A 15,766-nucleotide genomic window follows, 5' to 3' on the forward strand; every position below is an offset into this window, starting at 1 on the left:
CACGTCACACCAGTGTCGCGAGCACCGAGCCCGTCACCCCACGAACAGGCAGAACGGGTGACCCGCCGGGTCGGCGTGCACGTACAGCGGTTCCTCGGGATCGTCGGTGCGGTCCAGCAGCACCTGCGCGCCCAGGGCCAGCGACCGGGCGTGGTGGTGCTCCAGAGCGGCCCGGTCGGGGACGGTGAAGTCGAGGTGCACCTGCATCGGGACGTCACCCGCCGGCCACGTGCTGCGGGCGAGCTGCTCGGCCTGCTGGAAGGCCAGGACCCGCGCACCGTCGTCGTCGAGGAGGACGAGCCACTGCGCCGGCCCGGTCCCCTCGTCGCCCGGGCGGTAGCGCAGCCCCAGCAGCTCCCGGTAGAACTCGGCGAGGCCGCGGGCGTCGGTCGTGTCCAGGACGGTGTGCAGCAGCCGGGGGAACGACGTCGTCATCGTCCCAGGGTGCACCGCACGCTCACCGCAGGCACGAGAAAACCCCCGGAGAACGATCTCCGGGGGTTCCAGGGTGGGCCTAGGAGGACTTGAACCTCCGACCTCTTCCTTATCAGGGAAGCGCTCTAACCAACTGAGCTATAGGCCCTTGTGCCACCCGCTCTGCGCGCGCGGCATCATCAACCTTACCCGACCCGGGGCCGTGCTCCGAACCGGGATTCAGTCGTCGGACAGGGTGACGTGCAACCCGCCGACCAGCGCGGACGAGACGTTGTAGAGGAAGGCGATGATCGTCGACAGCGCCGTGAGCAGCACGACGTCGACGACGGCGATGACCGTGGCGAGCGAGATGACCTTGCCGAACCCGACGTAGTCGAGCAGGTTGAACTTCACCTCGTTGCCGACGACGTCCTTGAGCAGGCCGTTGAGGTCGGTGAAGACGCTCATCCCGTTCAGCACGCTCCAGATGACGGCGGTCGCCACCACCAGGGCGATCCCGACGGCCACCGACAGCAGGAACGACAGCTTCGTCACCGACCACGGGTCGACCCGCGCCAGCGTCAACCGCACCCGACGGGGCACCGAGTCCACGCCGTTGCGGGGGCGGGCCTGAGCCTGTCCCGCGGTGCTCGCCTGTGCTGCTGAGGGCTGTCCTGCCGAGGACGTCGCGGACCTAGCGGCCTGACTGGCCGACTGGGCCGACGACGCGGTCGCGCGTTCGGCGGGGGTCACTCGTCACCTCCGGGTTCGTCCTCGCTGTCCGAGGCCTCCGGCGACGGTACGCCATCGACTGCCCCACCCACAGGGTCGTTCGCCGGTTCCTGCACAGGTGCTCCACCGTTCGGCAGCTCATCCACCCCTTCGGCGGCCGCGAGGTCGTCCCCGGAGCCGGCGATGTCCGGGTCCGGTTCGCCCGTGACGGGGTCGGCGCCGTCGTCGGCGCCGTCCGTGTCGTCCGTTCCCAGCTCCACGTCGATCACCCGCTCGACGTTGCGGGCGACGGCGAGGATCTTGTCGCCCTTCTCCGGCTTGGCGAACGTGACACCCATGGTGTCGCGGCCCTTGGCCGGCACCTCGTCCACGCGGGAGCGCACGACGCGGCCGGCCTGCATGACGACGAGCACCTCGTCGTCCTCGGCGACGGTGAGCGCCCCGACCAGGTCACCGCGTTCGTCGGTCAGCTTGGCGACCTTGATGCCGAGGCCACCGCGTCCCTGCTTGCGGTACTCCGCGATCGCGGTGCGCTTCGCGTACCCGTGCTCGGTGACGACGAAGACGTAGAGGTCGTCGCGGGCGACGGCCATCGCGAGGAGCTCGTCGTCGCCGCGGAACTTCATCCCCGTGACCCCGGAGGTGGCCCGGCCCATCGGACGCAGGTTCTCGTCGGTCGCCTCGAACCGGACGCTCATCCCCTTGCGCGACACGAGGAACAGGTCCTCGTTCTCGCTGACGAGGGTCGCACCGAACAGTTCGTCGTCGACCTCCTCCTCGCCCTCGGCCCCGGCGTGGGAGCGGAGGTTGATGGCGATGAGACCACCCGAACGGTTGGAATCGTACTCGGAGAGCTTCGTCTTCTTGACGATGCCGCCCCGGGTCGCGAGCACCAGGTACGGCGCCTGCTCGTAGTCCTCGATGTCGAGAACGGCGACGATCTTCTCGCCCGGCTGGAAGGCCAGCAGGTTCGCGACGTGCTGCCCCCGTCCGTCCCGACCGCCCTCGGGCAGTTCGTAGCCCTTGGCCCGGTAGACCCGGCCCAGGTTGGTGAAGAAGAGCAACCAGTGGTGGGTCGTCGTCGTGAAGAAGTGCTCCACGACGTCGTCCTCGCGCAGGCTCGCGCCGCGCACCCCGCGCCCACCACGCCGCTGGGCGCGGTAGAGGTCGGTCTTGGTGCGCTTGGCGTACCCGCCGCGGGTGACGGTGACGACGACGTCCTCGACCGGGATGAGGTCCTCGACGGTCATGTCGCCCTCGAAGGGCAGGATCTGCGTCTTGCGCTCGTCGCCGTAGCGCTCGACGAGTTCGGCCAGCTCGTCGGCCACGATCTGCCGCTGACGTTCCGGCCGGGCGAGGATGTCGTTGTAGTCCTCGATCGCGCGCATGAGTTCGTCGTACTCGTCGGTGATGCGCTGACGTTCCAGCGCGGCGAGGCGGCGCAGCTGCATCTCGAGGATCGCGCGGGACTGGATCTCGTCGATCTCGAGCAGTTCCATCAGGCCGTCACGGGCGATCTCGACGGTGGCGCTGGCCCGGATGAGGGCGATGACCTCGTCCATGGCGTCGAGGGCCTTGAGCAGGGCGCGCAGGATGTGCGCGCGTTCCTCGGCCTTGCGCAGCCGGAACCGCGTGCGGCGCTGGATGACTTCCAGCTGGTGGGTGATCCAGTGCTTCAGGAACGCGGTGATCGGCAGCGTGCGGGGCACGCCGTCGACGAGCGCGAGCATGTTCGCGCCGAAGTTCGTCTGCAGCTGGGTGTGCTTGTAGAGGTTGTTCAGCACGACCTTCGCGACGGCGTCGCGGCGCAGGATGATGACCAGGCGCTGCCCGGTGCGACCGGACGTGTGGTCCTGCACGTCGGCGATGCCGGTGAGCCGGCCGTCGCGGACGAGGTTCGCGATGTTCTCCGCGAGGTTGTCCGGGTTCACCTGGTACGGCAGTTCGCTGACGACGAGGCAGGTCCGGCCCTGGATCTCCTCGACCTCCACGACGGCGCGCATCGTGATGGAGCCGCGGCCGGTCCGGTAGGCGTCCTGGATCCCCCGCTGACCGAGGATCAGTGCGCCGGTGGGGAAGTCCGGGCCCTTGATGCGCTGCAGCAGCGCGGCCGTCTGCTCGTCGTCGGAGGCTTCGGGGTTGTCCAGCAGCCACTTCGCGCCGTCGGCGACCTCGCGCAGGTTGTGCGGCGGGATGTTGGTCGCCATGCCGACCGCGATGCCGGCGGAACCGTTGACCAGCAGGTTGGGGAACCGGCTGGGCAGGACGTCGGGTTCGGTGGTGTGGCCGTCGTAGTTCGGGGAGAAGTCGACGGTCTCCTCGTCGATGTCGCGGACCATCTCCATGGCCAGCGGCGCCATCCGGCACTCGGTGTAGCGCGGGGCCGCGGCCGGGTCGTTGCCGGGTGACCCGAAGTTCCCCTGTCCGTCGACCAGCGGGTAGCGCAGCGACCAGTCCTGGGCGAGCCGGACGAGGGCGTCGTAGATCGAGGTGTCACCGTGCGGGTGGTAGTGACCCATGACGTCGCCGACGACGCGGGCGCACTTGGAGTACCCGCGGTCGGGCCGGTAGCCCCCGTCGTACATCGCGTAGAGGACACGGCGGTGGACGGGCTTCAGACCGTCGCGCACGTCCGGCAGGGCGCGCGAGACGATGACGCTCATCGCGTAGTCGAGGTACGACCGCTGCATCTCTGCCTGCAGGTCGACCTGTTCCACCCGGTCGCCGGTGGGGGGTTCGGTGGTGCTCTCGCTCACAGCGGGGTTCTGCCTCTCAGGTCACGGTCTCGACGGTCGGTGCTCCACGTGGTTCCACGTGGAACATCAGACGTCGAGGAACCTCACGTCGCGGGCGTTGCGCTGGATGAAGCTGCGTCGGGACTCGACGTCCTCACCCATGAGCGTCGAGAACACGGCGTCCGCGGCGGCGGCGTCCTCGAGGGTCACCTGCAGCAGGGTCCGGTGGGCCCGGTCCATCGTCGTCTCGGACAGCTCGTCCCAGTTCATCTCACCGAGACCCTTGTAGCGCTGGGTCTTCCCCTCCTTGGGGAGCTTCCGGCCGGCGGCGAGACCGGCCTCCATGAGGACGTCCCGTTCACGGTCGGAGTAGGCGAACTCGTGGTTCTCCGCACCGCCCAGCCACTTGATCCGGTACAGCGGCGGCTGCGCCAGGTACACGTGACCACCCTCGACGAGGGGGCTCATGTAGCGGAAGAGCAGCGTCAGCAGCAGGGTCCGGATGTGCTGACCGTCGACGTCGGCGTCGGCCATGATGATGATCTTGTGGTAACGGAGCTTCTCGAGGTTGAAGTCGTCCCCGATGCCGGTACCGAACGCGGTGATGAGCGCCTGCACCTCCTGGTTGCCCAGGGCGCGGTCCAACCGGGCCTTCTCGACGTTCAGGATCTTCCCGCGGATGGGCAGGATGGCCTGGGTGCGCGGGTCACGACCGCGGGTGGCCGAGCCACCGGCGGAGTCCCCCTCGACGATGAAGACCTCGCACTCGACGGGGTTGTTGGACTGGCAGTCCTTCAACTTCCCCGGCAACGAGTTGCGCTCCAGCAACGACTTGCGGCTCGCCTCACGGGCCTTGCGCGCCGCGGACCGCGCGACCGAGGCGGCCTGCGCCTTCTTCGCGATCGTCCAGGCTTCCTTGGGGTTGGCCTGGAACCAGTGCCCGAGGTGCTCGCGGACCTGGGCCTGGACGAAGGTGCGGGCCAGGGTGTTGCCCAGCTTGGTCTTCGTCTGGCCCTCGAACTGCGGTTCCGTGAGCTTGACCGAGACGATCGCGGTCAGGCCCTCGCGGATGTCCGACCCCTCGAGGTTGTCCTTGTCCTCGAGGATCTTCGGCTTCGCCGCACGGGCGTACTCGATGACGAGGTTGGTCAGCGCCGTGCGGAAACCCGCCTCGTGCGTCCCGCCCTCGGAGGTGTTGATGTTGTTGGCGTAGGTGAAGACCGCCTCGGAGTACGACGTCGTCCACTGCATCGCGATCTCGACCGCGATGCCCTTCTCCGTGTCCTCCGCCTCGAGCGAGATCACGGTGTCGTGCAGCGGTTCGTTCTTCTTCAGCGCGTTGATGTGCTTGACGTAGTCGATGAGACCGTCGTCGTAGCGGTAGCTCGCCGCGCGGACCGGCTTGTCGTCCGCAGCGCCCTCGGCGGCGTCGTCCTCGGGGTAGGCGCGCTCGTCGGTGAGGTTGAGGGTGAGGCCCTTGTTGAGGAACGCCCGCTGCTGGAAGCTCGTGCGCAGGGTCTCGTAGGAGTAGTCGGTGGTCTCGAAGATCTCGTCGTTGGCCCAGAACGTGATCGTCGTCCCGGTCCGATCGGTCTCCTCGCCCTTCACCAGCGGCGCCAGCGGTACACCGTTCGCGTAGGACTGGCGCCAGGCGAAGCCCTGCCGGAAGACCTCGACGTCGAGGCGGGTGGAGAGGGCGTTGACGACGGAGCTGCCGACGCCGTGCAGACCACCGGACACCGCGTAGCCACCGCCACCGAACTTGCCGCCCGCGTGCAGGACCGTCAGCACGACCTCGACGGCCGGCCGGCCCTCGCCCGGCATGACGTCGACGGGGATCCCCCGGCCGTTGTCGACGACCCGGACGCCGCCGTCGGCGAGCAGGGTCACGTCGATCGTGTCGCAGTACCCCCCGAGCGCCTCGTCGACGGAGTTGTCGACGATCTCGGAGACGAGGTGGTGCAGACCGCGTTCACCGGTGGAGCCGATGTACATGCCCGGACGCTTGCGGACCGCTTCGAGACCCTCCAGGACCTGGATGGCGTCGGCGCCGTACTCCGGGTTCGGCTGACCGTCCGGGGTGACGGCATCCGCGAGCGACGCGGCGTCCTCCGGAGCGGGCTGTGCTTCCTGGCTGTCCTCGGGACGTTCCTCGTCTGGCACGAGCGGGTGCTCTCCCTCCGCGTCGAGGCGGTCGGCGCGGCCCGCGGACGGCGCGCACCCACAGGGCCGGACGTACGTGGCCGAGCAGTACGAGGACGTGCGCCCTCTGACCGCCTGGTTCACCGCACAGTCTACCCCGAAGAGACCAGGGCCTCTCACTCAGCGCGCCTCAGCGCGCCCCCTGAGCGGTTCGACCCCCGTTGTCGTGGGGGACCACACGAGAGGGGTGCCGGAGGTTTCAGCGCCAGATCTGGGCCAGGACTCCTCAGCCGTAGGTGTCGCGGGGTCCGCGACCGCCCGGGGCGGTGCGACCCCCCTTGCGCCACGACGGCCCCTGCGGCCCGCGGACGACGACCTTGGTCACGACCCCGTGGCCGAGCTCCTCGTCCAGGCGCCGCACGAGGTGGCTGGTGAGGAGGCGGACCTGGGTGGCCCAGGCGGTCGACTCGGCGCGGACGACGAGCGTGCCGTCCTTCAGCGTCTCGGGGGTGCAGTGCCCGGCGAGCTCGGGGCCGACGACGACGTCCCAGCGGCCGAACGCACCGCCGACGGCGACGGGCTGCTCCCACCCGCGCTCCCCGACGAGACGCCCCAGCGTGGAGTCCAGGGACTGCGGGTCGCGGGCGTCGGGGTGGGCCCCGGACCGCCCGGCCGTGTTGCGCCGGGCCTCCTTCCACTCCTCGCGCGTCTTCGGACCGCCCAGCGGGACGCGTCCCGGGCGCAGCCCCTTGGCCGCCGCGGCAGCGCGGGCCCGACCCAGCGCGGTCCGGGCGAGGTCGGCACCGAGGGTGTCGTCGAGCTCCTCCTCGGGACCCGGCTCCGCGCCCTCGCTCTCCGCGTCCCCGGTCTCGGCGCCGGGCTGGTCAGTCACCGCGGACCGCCACCCCGGTCGTGACGTGGACCCGGTCGGCGTGCTCCCCCTGCAGCGCAGCGGGCACGTCCTCGGGGACGGCGGCGGTGACGAGGACCTGCTCGGCGTCGGCGACGATCGCGGACAGCCGTTCGCGGCGGCCGGCGTCGAGCTCGGCGAAGACGTCGTCGAGGATCAGGACCGGTCCCCCGGGATCGTCCATCTCGTCGTCGGCGAGCAGCAGCCGGTAGCTCGCCAACCGCAGGCCGAGCGCCACCGACCAGCTCTCGCCGTGACTGGCGTAGCCCTTGGCCGGCATCCCGCCGAGGGTCAGCACCAGGTCGTCGCGCTGCGGGCCGACGAGGCAGACCCCGCGGTCGAGCTCGGCCTTGCGGTTCTCGACCATCGAGACCAGCAGGCCCTCGCGCAGCTCCTCGCGCGTCGGCACCTCCCCGCCCGGGGTCGTGGCGACCCCCTCGGCCAGCAACGGCAGCGCCGAGCGGTACCCCAGTTCCAGGTCGCCCTGGCCCCCGCTCACCGACCGGTAGGCGGAGTCGGCGGGCGCACGCAGGTCGGCCAGCAGCGCCAGGCGGGCCGACAACAGCTCCGCCCCCGTCGTGGCCAGGTGCTCGTCCCAGACGTCGAGGGTGTGGGTGTCCGCCCGGCCCGAGCGCATGGCCGCGCCGGCGGACTTCAGCAGGGCCGTCCGCTGCCGCAGGATCCGGTCGTAGTCGGCCCGCACCCCGGCGACCCGCGGCCAGCGGGTGACCAGCAGTTCGTCGAGGTAGCGACGCCGCTCGCCGGGGTCGCCCTTCACGAGGGCGAGGTCCTCGGGGGCGAAGAGGACGGTGCGCAGCACGCCGAGCACCTCACGGGTCCGGCGGACCGGGTTGCCGTTGAGGCGGGCCCGGTTCGCCTTGCCCGGCGTGATCTCCAGCTCGACCAGCGCCCGCCGGCCGCCGCGCTCCAGCTGAGCGCGGACGACGGCACGCTCCGCCCCCTGCCGGACGAGGGGCGCGTCACCGGAGACCCGGTGGCTGTCCAACGTCGCGACGTACCCGATGGCCTCGACCAGGTTGGTCTTGCCCTGCCCGTTCAGCCCGACGAAGGTCGTCGTGCCGGGGCGCAGGTCCAGTTCGAGGCTCGGGTAGGAGCGGTAGTCGACGAGCGAGAGGTGCGCGACGTGCACGCGAGGGTCAGTCGTTCACGGAGCCCGTGCCCGAGGAGGGCCCGGCCTGCGTCACTGCGTGCCCGCCGAACTGGTTGCGCAGCGCGGCGACGGCCTTGATGGAGGGCGAGTCCTCCTGGCGCGAGGAGAAGCGTGCGAAGAGCGCGGCCGCGAGGACCGGCATCGGGACGGCGTTCTCGATCGCCTGTTCCAAGGTCCAGCGGCCCTCACCGGAGTCCTGGGCGTAGCCGCGGATGTTGTCCAGCTTGGGGTCCTCCTCCAGGGCGCGGACCATGAGGTCCAGCAGCCAGGAGCGGACGACGGTGCCCCGGGTCCAGGCCTTGAAGACGGCCGGGACGTCGTGGATGATCCCCTTCGCCTCGAGGAGCTCGTAGCCCTCGGCGTAGGCGTGCATCAGGCCGTACTCGATGCCGTTGTGGACCATCTTCGAGTAGTGGCCCGCCCCGACGCCGCCGGCGTGGACGAAGCCCTCTTCGCGCGGACCTTCGGGACGCAGCGCGTCGAAGATCGGCATCGCGAGGTCGACGTGGCCCTTGGCGCCACCGGCCATGAGGCCGTAGCCGTTGTCCTTGCCCCACACGCCGCCGGAGACGCCGCAGTCGAGGTAGCCGGTGCCGCGCTCGGCGAGGAGCTTGGCGTTGATCTCGTCGTCGGTCCACTTCGAGTTGCCGCCGTCGATGACCAGGTCACCGTCCTTGAGCAGCGGAGCCAGGTTCGCGACGGTGTCACGGGTGATCTTGCCCGAGGGGACCATCACCCAGATGACGCGCGGCGAGGGCAGCGCCTCGACCAGGGCCGCGAGGCTCGCGACGTCGGTGACGTCGGGGTTCGGGTCGTACCCGGTGACCTCGATGCCCTTGTCGCGCAGACGGGAACGCATGTTCCCGCCCATCTTGCCGAGACCGACGAGACCGATGTGCATGCCAGACGTTCCCTTCTCGTGCCCGGCCTTCACACCGGGCTCATGTGGACTGACCGGGCTCAGCCGGCGAGCCGGACCGGCATGAGCAGGTACCGGTAGGTGTCGTCGTCGTCCCCTTCGAGGTCCGCCTGGCCGGTGAGGACCGCCGGGCGGGTCGACTGGGTGAACGACAGTCGGGCGAACGGGGCACCGAGTGCCCCGAGGCCGTCGAGCAGGAACTGCGGGTTGAAGGCGATGGCGATCGATTCACCGACGAGCGCGGCCTCGAGGGCCTCCGTCGCCTGTGCGTCCTCGCCCTGGCCCGCTTCCAAGGAGAGCACGCCGTCCTCGAAGCGCAACCGTACGGGCGTGTTGCGCTCCGCGACGAGGGCCACGCGTTTGACGGCCTCCGTCAGGGCGGCGGTGGAGACGACCGCGTGGGTGGACGATTCGGCCGGGAACAGCGCCCGGACCTTCGGGTACTCACCGTCGACGAGCAGCGAGGTCGAGTAGCGACCGCCGGCCTGGAAGCCGATGAGGTCGCTCTTGCCGTCGGCCATGGCCATCGTCAGCGAACTCGTGGAGCCCAGCGAACGGGCGACGTCGGACAGCGTCCGGGCCCGGACCAGGGCCACGGCGGACATGTCGGGGCTGCTCGGGTTCCAGCGCAGTTCGCGCACCGCGAGGCGGTAGCGGTCGGTGGCCAGCAGCGTGAGCCGGTCGCCCTCGATCTCCATCCGGACACCGGTGAGGATCGGCAGGGTCTCGTCCCGGCTGGCCGCCACGGTCACCTGCGCCACGGCCTCGACGAACTCCGCTCCCGGCACCTCGCCGGAGGAACCCGGCAGGGACGGCAGGGCGGGGTACTCGTCGACCGTCATGGTCAGCAGGGTGAAGCGGCTCGCCCCGCAGGTCACGACGACCTTGGAGCCCTCGGTGGTGAGGGTGACCGGACGGTTCGGGAGGCTGCGCGAGATGTCGGCCAGCAGCCGTCCGGAGACCAGGACGCGCCCGGCGGTGCGGACGTCGGCCGGCAGCTCGACCCGGGCGGACACCTCGTAGTCGAAGGTCGACAGCTTCAGGGAGCCCTCGTCCGTGGCTTCGAGGAGGACGCCGGCCAGGACGGGTACAGGAGGCCGGGAGGGCAAGGCCCTGGCTGCCCACGCGACGGCGTCGGCCAGCACGTCGCGCTCGACCTGCAACTCCACCGGGCACCGCCTTCTCTCGAACCTCTGTCGCGTCCCCCGTCCGGCAGGGAGCAGGACGAGCGGCTTCCGACAGTAGTGGAGACCGTCGACGCCGGTGCACGCGCCTCCACAGGGTCGGGGAGATCCGTCGTCCCAGACTTCTAGAAGTCTCTCGCACCGAGGTCACGCTGCGTGATCAGCGTACCCAGGGGTGCCGCACACCTTGTTCGAACAGGGTCAGGCCTCTGGGCTCTCCAGTCTTCCTCCAGGTCGCCCTTCCCCACAACCTGTCCACACTGGACGTGGGCTGACGGGATTCACCATGGATAGATCAGTCGTAGTCGTAACCCTTGTGGACCCTGTGGACAACTCGGCGTCGTCGCAGGTCAGAGGGCTTTTGACCCCCTCTTGGGGGTGTGGAGGGCATGGGGACGGGCGAACCGGGTCATCCACAGGTCGGCACTTCTGAGGCGGTCTGTCCACCGCTGTCCCCAGGTTGTCCCTGCTGGATCCACCTCTCGTCCACCGGGTTGTCCACGGGTGTGGGCTTCTTTGTCCACAACCCTGTCCCCAGCATGTGGACAACTGTGGAGAACTTTTCCGACGGGGTCTGACGGCGCCCGGACCGACTCTCCGTCAGCGATGAGAAGAACGGGGACCTCGAGCGGTCGTCCGTTCAAGACGGCTCGACGGCCGATGCCAGGCACGCATCAGCACACGGCGGACGGGCTCGAGCGCAGACGGCCGGAACGGGAGCGTCAGGAGGCCGCTGGAGACGTCGTGGGCCCCGCCGCGGTGGCAGGGGGCGGATCTCGTCCACGGGCGGATCGGAGGTGCGCCCGTGGACGTCAGGAGGAGTGGCGGTGCGACCACCACGCCGTGTGCCCGGTCGCGCCGGATCCCACGCTGGATCCGGCGCGACCGGGGCGGTCACGTCCCTGCGTCGCCGGCCCCGGACCTGTCGTCGTCGGGGCTCGACGTCGGGTCAGGCGCCCGCTTGCTTCTTGATGCGGTTGGTGAGCTCGGTGACCTGGTTGTAGGTGCTGCGCCGCTCGGCCATCTGCTGCTTGATCTTGCGTTCGGCGTGCATGACCGTCGTGTGGTCCCGGCCGCCGAAGTGCTGACCGATCTTCGGCAGCGACAGCTCGGTCAGCTCGCGGCAGAGGTACATCGCGATCTGGCGGGCGGTGACGAGGGTCCGCGAACGGGACGTCCCGCAGAGGTCCTCCAGCGTGATGCTGAAGTACGACGCCGTCTGACCCATGATCGCGGCGGCCGTGATCTCGGGGCTCTCGTCGTTGGGGATGAGGTCGCGCAGCACGATCTCGGCCAACTGCATGTCGACGGGCTGCCGGTTCAGGCTGGCGAACGCCGTCACGCGGATGAGGGCGCCCTCGAGCTCACGGATGTTCGAGGAGATCTTCGACGCGATGTACTCGTTCACGTCGTCGGGGACCTCGAGGCGTTCCCCGATCGCCTTCTTGCGGAGGATGGCGATGCGCGTTTCCAGGTCCGGGGGCTGGACGTCGGTGATGAGGCCCCACTCGAAACGGCTCCGCATGCGTTCCTCGAAGCCGGACAACTGCTTCGGCGGCAGGTCGGAGGTGATGACGACCTGTTTGCTCGCGTTGTGCAGCGTGTTGAACGTGTGGAAGAACTCTTCCTGCGTCTGGACCTTGTTCGACAGGAACTGGATGTCGTCGATGAGGAGGACGTCGACGTCACGGTGCCGGCGCTGGAACGCCTGGGCCTTGTCGTCGCGGATCGAGTTGATGAAGTCGTTGGTGAACTCCTCGGAGTTCACGTACCGGACCTGCACCCCGGGGTAGAGGTTCTGGGCGTAGTGCCCGATGGCGTGCAGCAGGTGCGTCTTTCCCAGTCCGGACTCCCCGTAGATGAACAACGGGTTGTAGGCCTTCGCCGGTGCTTCGGCGACGGCCACCGCGGCCGCGTGCGCGAAACGGTTGCTGGCGCCGATGACGAAGGTCTCGAAGATGTACTTCGGGTTCAGCCGGGCGTTCTCGATCTTCGTCGTGGAACGGTTCCGCGGGGCCTGACGGCCCGTTCCGGCGCCCCGGTCGACCTTGTAGCCGGTGAACAGCAGGTCGGGGTCGGAATCGTCGAGCGGGGAATCCTCCTCGACGGCGCTCAGGTGACGCTCGTCGGTGCGGGAGTACCGACCGGGATCACCTTCACCGTCGATGCCGCGCAGGGCCGAGACCCGTTCGCGCTCCACGCTGGGGACCCCGTCGAGACCGTCGACGAGCTCGCCGGTGCGTTCCGGGGTGAGCACCTGCCCGATCGAGGGGTCCACCGTGACCGCGAGGCGGATCGCCGAGCCGTAGACCTCCGACAGGGCGCGGGTCAGCGGCTCGCGGACCTTCTGCTCGATGACGTCCTTGGTGAGGTCGTTCGGCACGGCGAGCAGAGCTGTCCCGTCGAGCAGTCCGAGGGGTCGGGTCAGGCGCACGAACGCCCGCTGGTGCTGAGTGACGCTGTCGTCCAGTTGGGCGATGGCACGCTCCCAGACGCTGGGGAAGTCCCCGCTGTCGGTCTCCACTCGAGCCCTCTCCCGTCGTACCGGATCCGTCGGACGGGTCTCGTCCACAACCCTGTCCACAGCTGTGGAAGACGGTCGGGGCACACGAGATGTCCGTCGCAGCACCTCGAGCGGTGCGGGCGTCGGTACGTCGAGCGGGACCGTAACAACGCGACGGCCACTGTTCAAGTGGCGTCCTCCCCGACGACGTCCGGCCGCCACTGCCACGCCCGTCCCCGTCGAGCGGGGCCTGGAGCGGCGCCTGTCGAGGACCGCGGTCCCGGCGGGTCGTCTCCCACCGGACCTGACGGGAACGGTACCTTCCCGGCGTCCCCCGGAGGGCCCGCTCGCGCGTCCTGTGGACGGCGGTCGCGCCGTCGTCGCCGGGTGGACCCTGCGCGCTTTGACCGCAGTCGGTTCGGGACCGTACCCTGCTGGGGATTGCGCTCCGCATCGCCGCCCGTCCCCGGGTTCGTCCGGGTCCACGGTCCGGCAGTACGGCGGGGCCCGCCCGTACGAGTCCCGCCCGAGTCTTGGAGTACTGACGTGAGCAAGCGCACCTTCCAGCCGAACAACCGTCGTCGCGCCAAGGTGCACGGTTTCCGTCTTCGCATGCGGACCCGTGCCGGCCGCGCCATCCTCTCGGCGCGTCGCACCAAGGGCCGCGCGCAGATCTCCGCCTGACGCCGTTCCCCCAGCCCGCGTGCTGTCAGCGGAGCACCGCCTTCGCCTCAAGGACGACTTCACCGTCGCCCTGAAGCACGGCACGCGTGCCGGAACCCGTCGTCTGGTCTTGCACTGGACGGCGACCGACCGAGCCCACCCCACGCGGGTGGGCTTCGTCGTGTCCAAGGCCGTGGGCAACTCCGTCGTCCGGCACCGCACGCAACGCCGGCTGCGGCACCTGGCGTCCGCCCGACTGACCGTACTGCCCCCCGAGGGCGGTCTGCTGGTCGTGCGGGCGCTCCCCGCGGCCGGCGACGCCACCTCGGCCGAGCTCGCCGCCGACGTGGACAAGGGCTTGCGCCGGCTGGGTCTCCTCCCGGTCGAGGCGACGGCTCGTGCCTGACCGACACTGGTGGCACCCGTTGCGCTGGCCGGCATCGCTGCTGGTCGGGCTGGTGCGCGTCTACCAGCTGCTCGTCTCGCCCGTCCTGGGCCCCACGTGCCGCTTCTACCCCTCGTGTTCCGCCTACGCCGTCGAGGCGTTGCGCACCCGAGGTGCTCTCGTCGGGACCTGGCTCGCCGTCCGACGACTCCTCCGCTGCCACCCGTGGAACCCTGGTGGGGTGGACCCCGTTCCGCCGAAGGGCCACTCGCGGGTGAAGGCCCCGTGAGCCCGACCCCTGTGAGAGGACAAGCCGCACGATGATCGATTTCTTCTACCAGCTGCTCCATCCCATCCAATGGGTGGTGGCGTGGATCATGGTGCGCTTCCACGACCTGTTCACAGCCATCGGGTTCAACCCCGCCGGCGGTGCGGCGTGGTCGCTGTCGATCGTCGGCCTCGTGGTCGTCATCCGCATCCTGCTGATCCCGCTCTTCGTGAAGCAGATCAAAGCCATGCGGGGGATGCAGGTCATCCAGCCCGAGATGCGCAAGATCCAGGCCAAGTACAAGGGTAAGAACGACCCTGCGTCCCGCCAGGCCATGCAGCAGGAGATGATGGCGCTCTACCGTGAGTCGGGGACGAACCCGATGGCGAGCTGCCTGCCGATCCTGCTGCAGTCCCCGATCTTCCTGGCGCTGTTCCACACGCTGAACGGCATCGGCCAGGGCAAGTCCATCGGGCCGTTGAACCAGACCCTGGTCGACCAGGCGGACAAGGCGACGATCTTCGGCTCCCAGTTGTCCGACATCTTCATGAAGTCGTGGGCGACGCACGAGTGGAACACGATCGTCCTCACCGCAGTGATGATCATCCTCATGTCGGCGTCGCAGTTCATCACCCAGCGCCAGCTGATGGCGAAGAACACGTCGTCGGCATCGATGGAGGGCAACCCCTTCGCGCAGCAGCAGAAGCTGATGCTCTACGTGCTGCCGATCATCTTCGCCGTCTCCGGCGTCAACTTCCCGATCGGTGTCCTCCTGTACTGGCTCACCACGAACATCTGGTCCATGGGGCAGCAGTTCTTCGTGATCCGGCGCATGCCCAACCCGGGCTCGTTGGCCGAGAAGGAGCTCGAGGAGCGCAAGGCTCGTCGTGCCGCTCGCCGCGGTCAGGTCCTCACGACCGACACGTCGGGCCCGTCCGGCACCGGTGTGACCGCCGAGCACACCACCAACGCCCCGGCCCGCCGGCAGCGTCAGCAACCCAAGCGCGGCGACAGCCGTGAGCAGCGCCGTCCCGGCGGTCCGCGCTCCAGCCAGGGCCCGAACCGCTGAACACCTCAGAACCAGCTGCACAGCGAGACCCAGGAGGACCTGTGAACGGCACGACGGACGCGGTCGAGGAGACCTCGGTGGCAGAGACCGAGGCCTCCGCCGCGACGGAAGAGGCTCCGAAGCGCGGATCGGCCAAGTCGCGACTCGAGGAGGAAGGCGACATCGCCGCCGACTACCTCGAAGAGCTCCTGGACATCACCGACCTCGACGGTGACATCGACATCGACATCGAGAACGGCCGTGCGTCGGTCGCGATCGTCGCGGACGAGGCCGGTACACCCGCCCTCGAGAAGCTGGTCGGTGCGAGCGGCGACGTCCTCGAGGCGCTGCAGGAGCTCACCCGCCTGGCCGTCCAGGCTCAGACCGGAGATCGCACACGGCTCATGCTCGACGTCGCCGGGCACCGCCTCACCAAGCGCGGTGCCCTGGTGCGCCTCGCCGGTGAGGTCGTCGCCCGGGTCCGCGCCAGCGGTGCGGCCGAACGCCTCGAACCGATGCCCGCGTTCGAGCGCAAGGTCGTGCACGACGCCGTGGCCGCGGCCGGTCTGCTCAGCGAGTCCGAAGGCGAAGAGCCCCGTCGCCGCGTCGTGGTGCTTCCCACCGTCATCGAGAGTGGTCCACAGGGCGACGACGACTGAACAGGCAGGCTCCCGTCAGCCGATAGGGTGAAG

The 15,766-nt window shown here is 69.6% G+C and carries 14 protein-coding genes and 1 tRNA gene; 5 read left to right on the forward strand and 10 right to left on the reverse strand.

Going from position 1 to position 15,766, the window contains the following annotated elements; all coding sequences use genetic code 11:
• Nucleotides 1–33: 33 nt before the first annotated feature.
• The 10 genes from ACFQ46_RS10795 to dnaA all read right to left on the reverse strand — a co-directional run bounded on the left by ACFQ46_RS10795 (nucleotide 34) and on the right by dnaA (nucleotide 12,731).
• A complete protein-coding gene (locus tag ACFQ46_RS10795) occupies nucleotides 34–435 on the reverse strand; it encodes a VOC family protein (protein WP_380259503.1) in 402 nt (133 codons plus the stop codon).
• 74 nt (nucleotides 436–509) lie between these two features.
• Nucleotides 510–583, reverse strand: a tRNA-Ile gene (locus ACFQ46_RS10800).
• Between the two features lie 71 nt (nucleotides 584–654).
• Nucleotides 655–1,017 carry a DUF3566 domain-containing protein gene (locus ACFQ46_RS10805; protein WP_380259504.1) on the reverse strand — a complete coding sequence of 121 codons (363 nt, stop codon included), beginning with the start codon at nucleotides 1,015–1,017 and terminating at the stop codon, nucleotides 655–657.
• Between the two features lie 146 nt (nucleotides 1,018–1,163).
• Nucleotides 1,164–3,902 (reverse strand): DNA gyrase subunit A, encoded by a 2,739-nt coding sequence (gyrA, locus tag ACFQ46_RS10810; protein ID WP_380259505.1) that lies wholly within the window; start codon nucleotides 3,900–3,902, stop codon nucleotides 1,164–1,166.
• Between the two features lie 66 nt (nucleotides 3,903–3,968).
• Entirely contained in the window at nucleotides 3,969–6,044 is a 2,076-nt protein-coding gene (locus ACFQ46_RS10815; RefSeq protein ID WP_380259506.1) for a DNA topoisomerase subunit B, read from the reverse strand.
• Nucleotides 6,045–6,309: 265 nt separating this feature from the next.
• Complete coding sequence (locus tag ACFQ46_RS10820; RefSeq protein WP_380259507.1) at nucleotides 6,310–6,915, reverse strand: DUF721 domain-containing protein; 606 nt, start codon at nucleotides 6,913–6,915, stop codon at nucleotides 6,310–6,312.
• Nucleotides 6,908–8,083: a DNA replication/repair protein RecF gene (gene recF / locus ACFQ46_RS10825; RefSeq protein WP_380259508.1), complete on the reverse strand. Its 1,176-nt coding sequence runs from the start codon at nucleotides 8,081–8,083 to the stop codon at nucleotides 6,908–6,910. The genes ACFQ46_RS10820 and recF overlap by 8 nt, the downstream gene beginning before the upstream one ends.
• Nucleotides 8,084–8,090: 7 nt before the next feature.
• Entirely contained in the window at nucleotides 8,091–9,038 is a 948-nt protein-coding gene (gene gnd, locus ACFQ46_RS10830) for a phosphogluconate dehydrogenase (NAD(+)-dependent, decarboxylating) (RefSeq protein WP_328293686.1), read from the reverse strand.
• Between the two features lie 26 nt (nucleotides 9,039–9,064).
• Nucleotides 9,065–10,192, reverse strand: coding sequence for a DNA polymerase III subunit beta (gene dnaN / locus ACFQ46_RS10835; RefSeq protein WP_328293685.1), 1,128 nt, complete (start codon nucleotides 10,190–10,192; stop codon nucleotides 9,065–9,067).
• A gap of 964 nt (nucleotides 10,193–11,156) precedes the next feature.
• Nucleotides 11,157–12,731 carry a chromosomal replication initiator protein DnaA gene (gene dnaA / locus ACFQ46_RS10840; RefSeq protein ID WP_380259509.1) on the reverse strand — a complete coding sequence of 525 codons (1,575 nt, stop codon included), beginning with the start codon at nucleotides 12,729–12,731 and terminating at the stop codon, nucleotides 11,157–11,159.
• A gap of 525 nt (nucleotides 12,732–13,256) precedes the next feature.
• Here dnaA and rpmH point away from each other — a divergent pair.
• The 5 genes from rpmH to ACFQ46_RS10865 are packed head-to-tail and all read left to right on the forward strand — an operon-like array spanning nucleotide 13,257 to nucleotide 15,733.
• A complete protein-coding gene (gene rpmH, locus ACFQ46_RS10845; RefSeq protein ID WP_012085693.1) occupies nucleotides 13,257–13,394 on the forward strand; it encodes a 50S ribosomal protein L34 in 138 nt (45 codons plus the stop codon).
• A gap of 19 nt (nucleotides 13,395–13,413) precedes the next feature.
• Nucleotides 13,414–13,779: a ribonuclease P protein component gene (gene rnpA, locus ACFQ46_RS10850; protein ID WP_380259510.1), complete on the forward strand. Its 366-nt coding sequence runs from the start codon at nucleotides 13,414–13,416 to the stop codon at nucleotides 13,777–13,779.
• Nucleotides 13,772–14,047: a membrane protein insertion efficiency factor YidD gene (yidD, locus tag ACFQ46_RS10855; protein WP_380259511.1), complete on the forward strand. Its 276-nt coding sequence runs from the start codon at nucleotides 13,772–13,774 to the stop codon at nucleotides 14,045–14,047. Before rnpA ends, yidD begins: the two co-directional genes overlap by 8 nt.
• 31 nt (nucleotides 14,048–14,078) lie before the next feature.
• On the forward strand, nucleotides 14,079–15,095 hold the full coding sequence (yidC, locus tag ACFQ46_RS10860; RefSeq protein ID WP_380259512.1) for a membrane protein insertase YidC: 1,017 nt from the start codon (nucleotides 14,079–14,081) through the stop codon (nucleotides 15,093–15,095).
• 41 nt (nucleotides 15,096–15,136) lie between these two features.
• The gene (locus ACFQ46_RS10865; protein ID WP_380259513.1) at nucleotides 15,137–15,733 is read left to right on the forward strand and encodes a protein jag; all 597 of its coding nucleotides are present in this window, start codon (nucleotides 15,137–15,139) and stop codon (nucleotides 15,731–15,733) included.
• Nucleotides 15,734–15,766 lie beyond the last annotated feature (33 nt).

This window comes from Kineococcus sp. GCM10028916 (assembly GCF_042674865.1).
GTDB lineage: Bacteria > Actinomycetota > Actinomycetes > Actinomycetales > Kineococcaceae > Kineococcus.